This window comes from Pseudomonas sp. UBT (assembly GCF_050915955.1).
Taxonomy (GTDB): Bacteria; Pseudomonadota; Gammaproteobacteria; order Pseudomonadales; family Pseudomonadaceae; genus Aquipseudomonas; species Aquipseudomonas antarctica_A.
The window spans coordinates 4,637,849-4,650,352 of sequence record NZ_CP168079.1 but is presented as its reverse complement, the minus strand read 5'-3'; the positions used below and the strand labels follow the sequence as shown (position 1 = coordinate 4,650,352).

The following is a 12,504-nucleotide window of genomic DNA, read 5'->3' as shown; positions in this document are numbered from 1 at the left end:
ATGTGGGAGTAGGCATTGCGAATGCGGTGTGTCAGTCGGTGGGTGTGTTACTGATCCAGCGCATTCGCGAGCAAGCCCGCTCCCGCAGTTGGATGGTAGTTGAGGTTGAAATCGAGTTGGATTGATTGGCCTTGTTCTAACAGTTTGAGGCCGGGCCGCCCTGGCAGATGATGGGCATTCACCGGATGGCTCACCGGCTCAATGCAAAAGAACCCCAACCCCGGCGGGCAGTACAACAGGAAGTAATCGGCGCCGGTCGCCCGGCACTCCAGCACATACCCCAGCTCCGGCTGCTCAATCCGGCAATGCCCGTCCCATTGGCAAAACCCATTGTCCACCAGGCCTGCGGGCAGGGCTTTTGAGACCTTGAAGTCCCAATTTTCCGGCACTGGCGCCAGCCCGGTAGGCAGCTTCGACGCATCACTCAACCACACCTGCTTAGCCCTGGCCTGCAACCGTGTGCCTGGCTGACGCGGCAAGTAGGGGTGCAAGCCCAAACCGTGCCACGCCGCGTGCTCAGCCAGATGCGTCACGCGCAACGCGATGCTCAGCTCACCGTTATTCAAGCGAAACCGCTGCTCGGCGCGGTAGGCGAACGGTGTGCCGCACACCACCTCGAGCACCACTTCATCCGCCGTCTGGCTGACCACCCGCCACGCCTGTTGCCAGGCTGAGCCATGGATCGGCAACGGATCGGTGAGGCTGTTGGGCGTCAGGTCCAGCCAGCCATCGGGGTTGTCAAAACCGCCCAGGGCGATGCGGTTGGACCAGGGCGCCAAGGGATAACACCCCAGCTTGCCCGGCAAACCGCTGTTCAGCGCGTGCTCATCCGTGTGTCGCAACAGCGCTTGCCCGGTGGCGCGCACGCGCCAGTTGACGATGCTCCCGCCCACGGCCGGAGCCAGGGTGAGGTGGGTCAGGTTATCTTCGAGTTCAATCAGCATCGCAGTCCAACCCATTAGAGGGCAAAGGTCGGTTCGGGCAGGCCCTGGACGCCAGGGTCCAGGGCGAATACGCCGCCGGCCAGTGACTGTTCACTCTGGTCGTCACGGATCGAGGTGACGAACAACGTGTCCAGGCGGCTGCCGCCAAAGGCGCACATGCTGGGTTTTTTCACCGGCACGCTCAGGGAACGGTCGAGGCGACCCTCGGGGGTGAAGCGGTGAATCAGCCCGGCGTCATTGGCGCAGATCCAATAGCAGCCGTCGGCATCTACCGCTGCGCCGTCGGGGCGCCCGGGGTACTGATGCATATCGACAAACACCCGGCGATTGGACGGCGTGCCGGTTTCGATGTCGTAATCGAAGGCCCAGACCTGCTGCACCAGCGGATGGGAGTCCGACGCGTACATTGTGCGGCCGTCAGGGCTGAAGGCCAGGCCATTCAGGGTGATAAAACCGCTTAACTGAGCCTGCGGCGCCACACCTGAGGCGTAGCGGTAAAGGGTGCCCTCGGCCGCGTTCAACCCCATGTTCAGCACCATGCTGCCGGCCCAGAAACGGCCCTGGCGATCACAGCGGCCATCGTTGAGGCGCATGTCCGGGCGCGGGTGCTCGACACTCGCCAGAAGCGTAGTGTCGAGGCTGCCATCGTTGTGCGGGGTCAGTTGGAAAAAACCGGTTTCCATGCCGGCGAGCCAATTGCCTGTTGTGGTGCGGGCAATGCACGCAAGCATTTGCGCCGCTTTCCAGGCGGCGACATGGCCGGTGGTGGCGCTCCAGCGTTGCAGGCCGCCGTTGGGGATATCCACCCAGTACAGCGCGTTTTCCTGCGGCACCCACACCGGGCACTCGCCCACGGCATTGCGGGCGTCGACAATCAATTCGGCACTCATGGTCACTCATTCCCTTGGGTTGCTGTGCACTCAGTCACCGAACGGTCCCGCCGCGCAGAATGCGCCGCCTTGATAGCGCTTCGCCGGGTCATCGGCAGCGACGGGTGGCAGCGTTTCGACCTGCGCCCTGAACACTTCGGAAGTGTCCTTGGGCGCAAAACCCAGGTGCGCGGCATAGCGGTTGTCCCACCAGGTGTCGAGGTTATCCGACATGCCATAGACCACGGTGTGGCCGACGTTCGGCGTGTACAGCGCGCGTTCGAGCAATTGAGTCAGGTCATCGAAACTCAGCCAGGTGTGCATCATCCGGCGGTTTTGCGGCTCTGGGAACGAGGAGCCGATGCGGATGCTCACGGTCTCGATGCCATAGCGATCAAAGTAGAAACTCGCCATGTCTTCACCGTAGGACTTGGACAACCCGTAGTAGCTGTCCGGGCGGCGCGGCGAATGTGCGTCGATGGTTTCGCCTTGCTTGTAGAAACCGATCACGTGGTTGGAGCTGGCGAAGATCACGCGCTTTACACCCTGGCGGCGGGCGGCTTCATAGATGTGGAAAATGCCGCAGATATTCGCGCCGAGCACTTCTTCGAACGAACGCTCTACCGAAACGCCGCCGAAATGCAGGATGGCGTCGACACCTTCTACCAAATGGTGCACGGCTTGTTTGTCGGCGAGGTCGCACGGCTGCACTTCTTCGCCGACATCGACGGCCGGGGCCATGTTGGCGATGTCCGACAGGCGCAGCACCTTGGCGTAAGGGCGCAGGCGTTCGCGCAAGACTTTACCCAGCCCGCCGGCTGCACCGGTGAGCAGCAGGCGGTTGAATGGAACAGGTGCGGTTGTGGTGGTGGTCATGAGGGTTCCATTGTTGTTGTAGGTTGTCGTATGACTTGATGAAAGTATCGTTTTGCATTCCCTACGTTGTCAACGTTCTTCCTGATGACAAGTGACTCATTGTGGGAACTGGCTGGCGATGGTGGTCGGTCAGTTGATATTGCGGTTACTGATACACCGCTATCGCAGGCAAGCCAGCTCCCACATTGACCCAGTTACAACAAGGAAATCGGGTAACTGATAAAGATCCGATTTTCATCGAATTCATTGTTGCTGAAATCCCGACGCAGGGTCGAATTCCTCCAGCGCACGTTCAAATCCTTCAGCGCGCCACTCTGCACGGTGTAGGCCAGTTCCGATTCGCGGCCCCATTCCTTGCCATCCGTGATCGCACCGGTGTGTACGTTACTGCCGCTGATATAGCGGTTCATCATGGTCAGCCCGGGAATGCCGAGCACCACGAAGTTGAAGTCATGGCGCACTTGCCAGGACTTTTCCCTGGCGTTGTCATAACTGGAGTTGTAGCTGTCGTTGGCCAGGGTGCCGCCGCTGGTGCCATTAACCCTCATCCACAAGCTATCGCCGGTCAGTTTCTGCAAGCCCACATAGAAGGTGTTGCCGTTGTATCGGGCCGAGAGCAGTGCGGAGAGGGTCTTGTTGTTCAAGTCTCCGGCCAGGGCACTGCCGTCTTCCTTGCCGTTGAAGTAACCGAGGTTGGCGCCCAGGGTCCAATCGCCCACGGGCTGGCTGTGCGTCAGGTTGAAAAACTGTTGCTGGTAGATATCGCTCAGCTCGGCGTACCACACGCCGACTTGAGTGTGCTTGTCGTTGAAGCTGTATTCGCCGCCGCCGAAATTGAAACGGTTAGAGGTGAACGCGGCTTTGCCGTTCATGAACATGTCTTCCATGCTCCCATCGTTACGCGGGCTGTTACCGCGAAACTGCCCGCCATAAAGGGTCAGCCCGGCGATTTCATTGGAGGTGACCTGGCCACCGCGAAAGGTCTGGGGCAGGGAGCGACCATCGTCCGAGCGCAGGATCGGCAGCACCGGCATCCATTCGCCGACTTTCAATTCGGTCTTCGACAGTTTGGTTTTCAGCGCCACGCCCAGGCGCCCGAAATTGTCAGCGGGGCGGCCGTCACTGCCGATCGGTAGCAATTGGGTGCCCCCGGTGCCTTTACCGCCATCGAGCTTCTGCGAATACAGCCCCAACACATCAAGCCCGAAACCCACGGTGCCCTGGGTGAAGCCCGATTTGGCATCGAGGATGAAGTTCTGCGTCCACTCTTCGGCCTTGGCCTGGGGATAGGTCGGGTTGGTGAAGTTACGGTTGAAGTAGGCGTTGCGCAGGTTGAGCGTGGCCGTGGCGTCATCGATAAAACCATCGGCCTGGGCGTTGAGGGGAAGAGTGAACGCCAGGCTGCTTAGACCGATCAGGCCGATACGCGAGGAGGAATTGCGGGCGAATTGACTCACAGTGAGGCTCCGTTTCGTTTGTTGTTTTTATTATTTGTCGTACGTCGTCGTACAACATTTGACGAGATATTTGCGGGGTTTTCGCGGGGTGTCAAGCAGAAGTTATACGATGACTTCGTGTTGATCGGTCTGAAGTGGGCGCGTCAGTGTGGGTAATCGACGTGGGCTTGAGCGTGCCGTGAATTCAGCCGGCCATCACCATCGGAGGAAGGGTGCCAAGCAGGGAAACAGCGGCGACTGCACAAACGCCTAACAGCCCTTCCAGCATCACGCTGGCCTTCAAGCTCCCCAGCCGTTGCTCGCAATGCTCGATGCGTAGCCGGTTCAGCAGCGCCAGCGCCAACATGCCCAGCACCAGCAGCACTTTGATCAACAGAATCAGGGCAAACCCGTTGAACAGCGGCGTGGGCCACAGCTGCCCGGTCAGCACGCGCACGTTGATCAAACCCGTCACCAGCAGGCCGGCGACCAGGGCGTAACCCACTCCGCTGAAGCGTTGGAGGATAGGTTGCAGCGCGCGCGCTTGTGACTGCCTGAGGATCAACACCAGCAACAACAGCCCGCCGAGCCAGGCACCGACGCAGACTAAATGCACCACCTGGTTCAGAATCAGCAATTGCCCGCTCAGCCCATTGAGCATGGCGCCGTGGCCAACGGGGGCCAGCGTCGCCAGCAGCAGTGCGCTCACCGGCAGGCGCACTACCGGCCAGGGTTTGATCAACACGATTACCAGCAGCAGGTTCAGCAATAAATGCCAGACCCACACCTGGCCGAAAAAGGTTTTGCCCAGCACCAATTGCACGGTTGCCGGTTGCAGGGCCGCATCCCAACTGCCGGCCATGCTCGCCGTGATTAACAGCAACCAGGCCACGCCGGAGCCCAGCCCCAGCCACGCCAAGGCACGGGTGATGCGCAGCAGTTGCCGGTCCAGTGTCGGCTGCGGTTCAGCGCCCAAGAGCCAGGGCCTGAACACACAGGCCCCGAACATCAACAGCACGACGATGAAATGCAGGAAACGGCACAGCACCAGCAGGGTCGCCATGGGTTATTGGCCGACCTTGAAGCTGTATTCACCGTTGCTCTTGTGGGTGTCGACCGACACCGCGTTCCACACCACTTTGTAGGTGCCGGCGGCCAGTGGGGCGGCAGGCGTCACCACCAGGGTTTTCTTGTCGGCGTCGGGCGTTTCCAGGCCTTTGATCGCGACTTCGGTGCCGTCCTTGCTCAGGGACACCTTGGTGAAGGTTGCTTCGACGCCTTCGCTGAAGGTCAGGCGCAAGTCCGCGGGCGCTGCGACAGTGCTGTCGGCGGCGGGCGTTTCGCTTTTCAGGTGGGCATGGGCAAATGCCGCCGAGGCGCCCAGCAGAGAAGCGAGCAGAGTGACGGTGGTCAGGGCTTTCTTGATCAACATTGTTCAGTACCTTCAGTGGAGGGAGTCGGTAATGCCATGTGCAGCACAGGAAAGGGTTTGCCCTCGCCATCCAGCGGCGAGCGCGCGACCTGGATAAAACCATAGTGCAGGTAGAACCCCACGGCCTGCGGGTTTTGTTCGTTTACGTCCACGATCAGCGTGCCGAGGCGTGCGCGGGCATGGTCGAGCAATTGCCGGCCGATGCCCTGGCCACGGCGGTCGGGGTCGATAAACAGCATTTCCACAGTGTGCCCGCCGGTGCCGATAAAACCGGCGATGCCTGCGTTATCCTCGAACACCCACACGTCGATGGCAGGCATCGGCAGGTAGGTGTCGCGTACCAGGGGCAGTAAACGTTGAATGTCGTCCTCAGTGAGGAAGTCATGGGTGGCCCGTACCGAGCGCTCCCACAACGCTCCCAGCACGGTGTCGTCGGCGGCCACGCGAGGTCGAGTAGTCATTGCAATGATCCTTCATGGGGATCGCGATCCTAACCAATCCGTTTTTGGGGGGAAAGGTTCGCGTAAGAAGTTTCATTATGCCCGGTCGCCTTGATCCTGAGCCGACGTCAGTCTTGAGGCCATGGTGCTGTCGGAGGATCGCCCCGCGCGAAGTTCGTCACTTCACGGCAAATCGCTGCCTTTTTATCCGGTACATATCGCTGTCTGCGTGGCTGAGCAGCGTATCGGCGTCCTCACCGTTTGCCGGATAAAACGCCACACCCACACTGCAAGACGGCATTTTTACCCCATCAAACTCGGCGCCCAGCGGTTCGGCCATGACCGCGAGTATCTGCGCCACTTTCGCGCAAACAGCTTCTTGCGATTGGATATCCGTCAGCAGCACCGTGAATTCATCCCCGCCCATCCGGGCCACCAGGTCGCTCTCGCGTACGCAGCGTTCCAGCCGTCGTGCGATCACACAGAGCACCCGATCGCCCACGGCATGGCCATGCACGTCGTTGATGCCCTTAAAGTCATTGACGTCCAGAAACAGCAACGCAAACGTGGTGGTGTGGCGCTGTGCTGCTTGCAGGGCCGACGCCAGCCCATCATTGAACAGCGAGCGGTTGGTGAGGGCCGTCAGCGGATCATGATGGGCAAGGAACCGTAACTCTTCCTCAGCCTGTGTGAGGGCCGTTACGTCCCTCGCAACACCGATCCGCGCACCGACTTCTTCGGACCAGAATGCCGCCCACAGGATATGCACGACACTGCCGTTCTTGCGGATATAGCGGTTGCGGAAGTCGACGTGAGGCTGGCCGTTCATGACCCGCACGATCGAGGCCCGGGTGCGCGGCAGTTCCTCTGGGTGCATGTAGTCGGTAATGAGTGTGCCGGTCAGTTCGTCGGCACGGTAACCGAGCAGCGCTTCACAGGCATCACTCACAAAGACGATCAGGTTATCGCTGTCGACCACGAACACCGTGTCCAGCATCAGGTGTATCAACTTTGGATAGAGGGCTTGCAGGTCAACGGCCATAGGTCAGGGGCGTCCGGTTCAGATTCGCCGATCATAGCCCGATCGCGAAGGACGTTGCCGAGGAATCCTGCAGACTTTCAGGCGCCAAGCCCGATCTGTCGATCAACGGCGTTCAAAGGCCAGCACCACCGTTGCGCAGTCGAGCAATCTGCTCGGCACCTCATGATGGCGTGTAGCCTAATGAGGCGGTTCGTGATGTGATGGAGGGCATTCATCACGCGATGCCTTTACAGCACGCTTATAACGCTCGCGGCGCACACGTTCGTGGGAACGCGCAGAGCAAGAGCGGTAGGGGTTTGATGTGTCGAAGGTAAATTGCATATAACAGTGAGTGGGCTTCCAGTATCTATGGGCAATCACAAGATCAGCATTCGTCGGGTCAACGTCGAAAAAATCCTGCTGGCGGCGGAGAAAATCTTCGCTGAGAAAGGCTATGGCAGCGCCGCCATGGCTGACATCGCCGAAGAAGTGCAACTGCCGCGCTCCAACCTGCATTACTACTTCACCACCAAAAGCGAGCTGTACAGCGCGGTGCTGTTCGACCTGCTGGAGCTGTGGAAGCAGGATGCCCTGAGCTTTGAAACCTTCGATGACCCACGGGTGGTGCTCAGCAGCTACATCCGCGCCAAGATGCAGCGCTCGCGTACGCGGCCGTATGGCTCGAAAGTCTGGGCCAATGAAATCATCCACGGCGCGCCGACACTGGGTGAGGCGCTGGACGAAAGCCTGTATGACTGGGCCAAGATGAAGGAAGCGAAAATTCGCCAGTGGGTCGAGGACAAACGCATCCTGCCAGTGGAGCCGTCGAGCTTGCTGTATATGATTTGGGCGTCGACCCAACACTATGCGGACTTTGATCACCAGGTGAAAATTCTGAATGATCACCAGCCGTTGTCGGATATGCAGTTTGAGAAAGCGATCCAGACGGTGACGGGGGTGATTCTGCGGGGGATTGGGTTGGAGCCTTAAGAGGTGTGGTGAGGCTTAGGGCCCTTCGCGAGCAAGCCCGCTCCCACAGTTGACCGCGTTTTGTTTGAAGCAGTGCAGTCGAATGTGGGAGCGGGCTTGCTCGCGAAGGCGGTCCAAGAAGCTACACCGCCTCCCGGTAAGGATTACGCGGGTCTTGCGTCCAATTCAAAAACGGTTTACCCGTCTCTATCGGCACCATCTCAATGCAATCGGCCACCGGGCAGGTGATCTGGCACAAATTGCAGCCCACGCACTCATCGTCAATCACTTCGTATTTGTGCGTGCCATCCGCCTGTTTCAAGCTGGCGATGGCCTGGTGCGACGTGTCCTCACAGGCAATATGGCAACGTCCGCAGCCAATACACGCGGCCTGATCAATCTTGGCGATCACCTGATAGTTGATGTCCAGGTACTTCCAGTCCGTGGTATTGCCCACCGCCCGCCCGGAAAATTCCTGCAAGCTTTTGTAGCCTTGGCTGTCCATCCACCGCGACAGCCCATCCTTCATCTCCTCGACAATTCGAAACCCATGCAGCATTGCCGCCGTGCACACCTGCACTGCGCCGCAACCCAGGGCGACGAATTCCGCCGCGTCGCGCCAGTTGCCGATGCCGCCAATCCCGCAGATGGGCAGGCCCTGGGTCTGTGGGTCGCGAGCGATTTCCGCGACCATGTTCAAGGCGATCGGCTTCACCGCCGAGCCGCAATAACCGCCATGGGTACTTTGGGTGCCGACTATCGGCAGGGCGACCATGCGTTCAAGGTCCACGCTGGTGATGGAGTTTATGGTGTTGATCAACGACACCGCATCCGCACCCCCGCGATATGCAGCGCGCGCGGCCACGCGAATGTCGGTGATATTCGGCGTGAGCTTGACGATCACCGGCAGCGAGCAATACGTCTTGCACCAGCGCGTCACCTGTTCCACATACTCCGGCACTTGGCCCACCGCCGCGCCCATGCCACGTTCGGGCATACCGTGGGGGCAGCCGAAGTTCAGCTCGATGCCGTCGCAGCCGGTGGCCTCCACCAACGGCAGGATGTTTTTCCAGGATTCTTCAACGCAGGGCACCATCAACGACACGATCAGCGCGCGGTCGGGCCAGTCCTTTTTGACCTGGGTGATTTCCCGCAGGTTGATCTCCAGGGAACGGTCTGTGATCAGCTCGATATTATTGATGCCCAGCACTTCACGGTTGGCGCCGTAATGCGCCGAGTAGCGTGACGACACGTTGACCGCCGCCGGGTCTTCACCGAGGGTTTTCCACACCACGCCGCCCCAGCCCGCTTCGAAAGCGCGGACCACGTTGTAGGCCTTGTCGGTGGGCGGCGCGGAGGCCAGCCAGAACGGGTTGGGGGCTTTGATACCGGCGAACACAATCGAGAGATCGGCCATTACGCAGCCTCCACATTCAGCATGAGTTGGGCGTGCATGGCTTCGGCGGCCAGTTTGCCGTGTTGCACCGCTTGTACCGTGAGGTCCTGGCCGAGGCTGACGCAATCGCCGCCGGCGTATACCCCGGGAATGCTGGTGCGCAGGTGTTCGTCGACGAAAATTCTTTCGCCCACGCGGTGCAGTTGCTGGGCCAGTGGGTCGTGCAGCGCCTCGTTATCGAAACCTTGCCCGATGGCTTTGAAGATCGCGTCGGCGGCCAGCTCGAAGGTCTCGCCAGTGCGCTGCAGTCGCCCGTTTTCCATGCGTGTACGGGCAAAGCGCATGCCGCGTACGTGGCCCTGATCATCGAGCAAGACCTCATCGGGCTGGGCCCAGGTCAGCAGCCGCACCTGATTGGCTTTGGCAATGTCCTGTTCATGCTGGGTGGCGCCCATGTCGGCAAGGCCACGCCGGTACACCAGGTTCACGTCGCGGGCCCCGAGACGGGCCATTTGCACGGCCATGTCGATGGCGGTATTGCCCGCACCGAGCACGATACAGCGGTCGGCCAGAGGCAGTTGCGAGAGGTCATCGGCCTGGCGCAGTTCGCGAATATAGTCGGTGGCGGCGAGCAGGCCGGGGGCGTCCTCGTGGGGTAAGCCGAGCTGTTTGCTGGCGGCGAGGCCCAGGCCGAGGAACACCGAATCGAATTGCTGGTGCAGTTCGCTCAAGGTCAGGTTGTCGCCCAGGCGTTGGCCGTGGCGGATCTCGATGCCGCCGATCTGCAGGAGGAAATCCAGTTCCTTCTGGGCGAAGTCATCGACCAGTTTGTATTTGGCGATCCCGTATTCATTCAGGCCACCGGCTTTTTCCCTGGCTTCGAAAATCACCACGTCGTGGCCGTGCAAGGCGGCGCGATGGGCACACGCCAAACCCGCCGGCCCGGCGCCGACCACGGCGATGCGTTTGCCGGTCGGTGCCGCGCGTTGGAACGGGTGTTCGCTAAAGTGCGCGTTGTCGATGGCGTAGCGTTGCAGCAGGCCGATCAGCACCGGCGCGCATTCTTCGGTGTTGTTACGCACGCAGGCTTGCTGGCACAGGATCTCGGTGGGACACACCCGCGCGCAACTGCCGCCGAGGATATTCGCCGAGAGGATTTTCTGCGCCGCGCCCTGTACGTTTTCGGTGTGGATATTGCGGATGAACGACGGTATATCGATCTCGCTGGGGCACGCATTCACGCAGGGCGCGTCGTAGCAATACAGGCAGCGCGAGGCTTCCAATTGGGCCTGGCGGGCGTTGAGCGGCGGCGCCAGGTCGGTGAAATGGCTGGCGAGAGTCGCCCTATCTTCGTGGGGATGGGGGAGGTGGGTCAGGGTCTGGATCACGGTTTTGGCCTCACGGTTTTTTTTGGATTGCCTCTAGCGGGCATCTTTGTTGCCTGTGCTGGCGCCATCGCAGGCAAGCCAGCTCCCACATTTGGAATGTGTGAACCCGATCAAATGTGGGAGCGGGCTTGCCCGCGATTGGCGGTCTCAGCGTTTCACGGCAGTGGGCCTGGAATGCTCCGCCCGCTTGCTCAACTGCTCAAACACCGACGGGTACGCGGGTCGTTCCACATAGCGGCCGGCACCGCGTTCGGCGCGCAAATCGCCATCGGCCCAGACCAGCTTGCCCTGGCTGATGGTGTGGCTCGGCACGCCGCGCACGGTCTTGCCTTCGAAGATGTTGAAGTCGACGTTCTGGTGGTGGGTCTTGGCGGAAATCGTGCGCGTGCCCTGGGGGTCCCACAGCACCAGATCCGCATCGGCTCCCACGCGGATCGCACCTTTACGCGGGTAGAGGTTGAAGATTTTTGCGGTATTGGTCGACGTCAGCGCGACAAACTCCTGCATCGACAAGCGCCCGGTGTTCACGCCTTCATCCCACAGCAGCGCCATGCGGTCTTCGATACCGGCAGTGCCGTTGGGGATCTTGCTGAAATCGTCGCGACCGGCCGCTTTTTGCTCGGCGCAGAAGCAGCAGTGATCGGTGGCGGTGGTGTGCAGGTTGCCCGACTGCAGGCCGTGCCACAGCGCTTCCTGGTGCCCGCGCGGGCGGAAAGGCGGGCTCATCACGTAGCCCGCAGCGGTTTGCCAGTCGGGGTGCTGGTAGACGCTGTCGTCCAGCAGCAAGTGGCCGGCGAGCACTTCGCCGTACACCGGCTGGCCCTTGCCACGGGCGTAGGTGATTTCGTCCAGTGCTTCCTTGGTTGATACATGCACCAGGTACAGCGGCGTACCGATCGTCTCGGCGATGCGGATCGCGCGGCTGGCCGCTTCACCTTCCACCTGGGACGGGCGCGACAGCGGGTGCGCTTCCGGCCCGGTGATGCCCTGGGCCATCAACTTGCGTTGCAGGTGGTATACCAACTCGCCGTTTTCCGCATGCACGGTGGGCACTGCGCCCAATTCCAGGCAACGTTCAAAGCTCGCGACCAGGGTGTCGTCAGCCGCCATGATCGCGTTCTTGTAGGCCATGAAATGCTTGAAGCTGTTGATGCCATGGTGGCTGACCAGCTCGGCCATTTCCTCGCGCACTTGCTCGCTCCACCACGTGATCGCCACGTGGAAGCCGTAGTCGGAAGCGGATTTTTCCGCCCAGCCGCGCCACTGGTGAAAGGCTTCCATCAAGGACTGCTGCGGGTTGGGGATCACGAAATCGATGATCGACGTGGTGCCCCCTGCAAGGCCTGCCGCCGTGCCGCTGAAAAAGTCCTCACTGGCCACGGTGCCCATGAAGGGCAATTGCATATGGGTGTGGGGGTCGATGCCGCCGGGCATCAGGTATTGGCCGCTGCCGTCGAGTACCTCAGTGCCGGCGGGAACATCCAGCCCCGTGCCAATAGCGCGAATGAGACCGCCTGCGCATAAAACATCGGCGCAGTAACTTTCATCATGGGTAATAACGGTGGCGCCACGGATCAACAGCGACATGTCGAGTTCCTCACAGGCTTGACCGGCTTGTGCCAGTTCTAAGTGTTGTAGTGCTGCTTGCCGATGGTCGGTTAAAACCTGTCATCGGTGACAGGAATAGAAACTAGCCCGAGTTTTTATAATGAGCAAGAACATTTTTTATAAGC

At 60.5% G+C, this 12,504-nt stretch carries 12 protein-coding genes; 1 reads left to right on the top strand and 11 read right to left on the bottom strand.

Annotation, left to right across the window (positions count from 1 at the left end):
- Positions 1-47: 47 nt before the first annotated feature.
- The 8 genes from ACDZ94_RS21420 to ACDZ94_RS21385 all read right to left on the bottom strand — a co-directional run bounded on the left by ACDZ94_RS21420 (position 48) and on the right by ACDZ94_RS21385 (position 7,039).
- Positions 48-944 carry an aldose 1-epimerase gene (locus tag ACDZ94_RS21420; protein ID WP_432750778.1) on the bottom strand — a complete coding sequence of 299 codons (897 nt, stop codon included), beginning with the start codon at positions 942-944 and terminating at the stop codon, positions 48-50.
- 14 nt (positions 945-958) lie between these two features.
- Positions 959-1,834, bottom strand: a complete 876-nt coding sequence (locus ACDZ94_RS21415; protein ID WP_432750777.1) for an SMP-30/gluconolactonase/LRE family protein — start codon at positions 1,832-1,834, stop codon at positions 959-961.
- A gap of 30 nt (positions 1,835-1,864) precedes the next feature.
- The gene (locus tag ACDZ94_RS21410) at positions 1,865-2,689 is read right to left on the bottom strand and encodes an NAD-dependent epimerase/dehydratase family protein (protein ID WP_407016687.1); all 825 of its coding nucleotides are present in this window, start codon (positions 2,687-2,689) and stop codon (positions 1,865-1,867) included.
- A 194-nt stretch (positions 2,690-2,883) separates the two neighbouring features.
- Positions 2,884-4,146, bottom strand: a complete 1,263-nt coding sequence (locus ACDZ94_RS21405; RefSeq protein ID WP_221295150.1) for an OprD family porin — start codon at positions 4,144-4,146, stop codon at positions 2,884-2,886.
- A gap of 184 nt (positions 4,147-4,330) precedes the next feature.
- Positions 4,331-5,188, bottom strand: coding sequence for a copper homeostasis membrane protein CopD (gene copD, locus ACDZ94_RS21400; RefSeq protein ID WP_221295149.1), 858 nt, complete (start codon positions 5,186-5,188; stop codon positions 4,331-4,333).
- A gap of 3 nt (positions 5,189-5,191) precedes the next feature.
- Positions 5,192-5,557: a copper homeostasis periplasmic binding protein CopC gene (copC, locus tag ACDZ94_RS21395; RefSeq protein WP_407016690.1), complete on the bottom strand. Its 366-nt coding sequence runs from the start codon at positions 5,555-5,557 to the stop codon at positions 5,192-5,194.
- Positions 5,551-6,018 carry a GNAT family N-acetyltransferase gene (locus ACDZ94_RS21390; protein WP_064453022.1) on the bottom strand — a complete coding sequence of 156 codons (468 nt, stop codon included), beginning with the start codon at positions 6,016-6,018 and terminating at the stop codon, positions 5,551-5,553. Before ACDZ94_RS21390 ends, copC begins: the two co-directional genes overlap by 7 nt.
- A 157-nt stretch (positions 6,019-6,175) precedes the next feature.
- Complete coding sequence (locus ACDZ94_RS21385) at positions 6,176-7,039, bottom strand: sensor domain-containing diguanylate cyclase (RefSeq protein WP_064453021.1); 864 nt, start codon at positions 7,037-7,039, stop codon at positions 6,176-6,178.
- A gap of 348 nt (positions 7,040-7,387) precedes the next feature.
- On the opposite strand from ACDZ94_RS21385, the gene ACDZ94_RS21380 reads away from it, so the two are divergent.
- Positions 7,388-8,008, top strand: coding sequence for a TetR/AcrR family transcriptional regulator (locus tag ACDZ94_RS21380; protein ID WP_432750776.1), 621 nt, complete (start codon positions 7,388-7,390; stop codon positions 8,006-8,008).
- 121 nt (positions 8,009-8,129) lie between these two features.
- Here the strand turns inward: ACDZ94_RS21380 and preA are convergent, their stop codons facing one another.
- The 3 genes from preA to hydA form a co-directional block, all read right to left on the bottom strand.
- Positions 8,130-9,404 (bottom strand): NAD-dependent dihydropyrimidine dehydrogenase subunit PreA, encoded by a 1,275-nt coding sequence (gene preA, locus ACDZ94_RS21375; protein ID WP_432750775.1) that lies wholly within the window; start codon positions 9,402-9,404, stop codon positions 8,130-8,132.
- Positions 9,404-10,771 carry an NAD(P)-dependent oxidoreductase gene (locus ACDZ94_RS21370; RefSeq protein ID WP_432750774.1) on the bottom strand — a complete coding sequence of 456 codons (1,368 nt, stop codon included), beginning with the start codon at positions 10,769-10,771 and terminating at the stop codon, positions 9,404-9,406. Before ACDZ94_RS21370 ends, preA begins: the two co-directional genes overlap by 1 nt.
- 147 nt (positions 10,772-10,918) lie before the next feature.
- Positions 10,919-12,358, bottom strand: coding sequence for a dihydropyrimidinase (gene hydA / locus ACDZ94_RS21365; protein WP_221295145.1), 1,440 nt, complete (start codon positions 12,356-12,358; stop codon positions 10,919-10,921).
- Between the last annotated feature and the right edge of the window lie 146 nt (positions 12,359-12,504).

What these genes read in the sequence shown, in the direction of transcription:
- ACDZ94_RS21420 (WP_432750778.1), bottom strand. Translation starts at nt 944, where the DNA reads ATGCTGATTGAACTCGAAGATAACCTGACCCACCTCACCCTGGCTCCG.
- ACDZ94_RS21415 (WP_432750777.1), bottom strand. Translation starts at nt 1,834, where the DNA reads ATGAGTGCCGAATTGATTGTCGACGCCCGCAATGCCGTGGGCGAGTGC.
- ACDZ94_RS21410 (WP_407016687.1), bottom strand. Translation starts at nt 2,689, where the DNA reads ATGACCACCACCACAACCGCACCTGTTCCATTCAACCGCCTGCTGCTC.
- copD (WP_221295149.1), bottom strand. Translation starts at nt 5,188, where the DNA reads ATGGCGACCCTGCTGGTGCTGTGCCGTTTCCTGCATTTCATCGTCGTG.
- copC (WP_407016690.1), bottom strand. Translation starts at nt 5,557, where the DNA reads ATGTTGATCAAGAAAGCCCTGACCACCGTCACTCTGCTCGCTTCTCTG.
- ACDZ94_RS21390 (WP_064453022.1), bottom strand. Translation starts at nt 6,018, where the DNA reads ATGACTACTCGACCTCGCGTGGCCGCCGACGACACCGTGCTGGGAGCG.
- ACDZ94_RS21385 (WP_064453021.1), bottom strand. Translation starts at nt 7,039, where the DNA reads ATGGCCGTTGACCTGCAAGCCCTCTATCCAAAGTTGATACACCTGATG.
- ACDZ94_RS21380 (WP_432750776.1), top strand. Translation starts at nt 7,388, where the DNA reads ATGGGCAATCACAAGATCAGCATTCGTCGGGTCAACGTCGAAAAAATC.
- preA (WP_432750775.1), bottom strand. Translation starts at nt 9,404, where the DNA reads ATGGCCGATCTCTCGATTGTGTTCGCCGGTATCAAAGCCCCCAACCCG.
- hydA (WP_221295145.1), bottom strand. Translation starts at nt 12,358, where the DNA reads ATGTCGCTGTTGATCCGTGGCGCCACCGTTATTACCCATGATGAAAGT.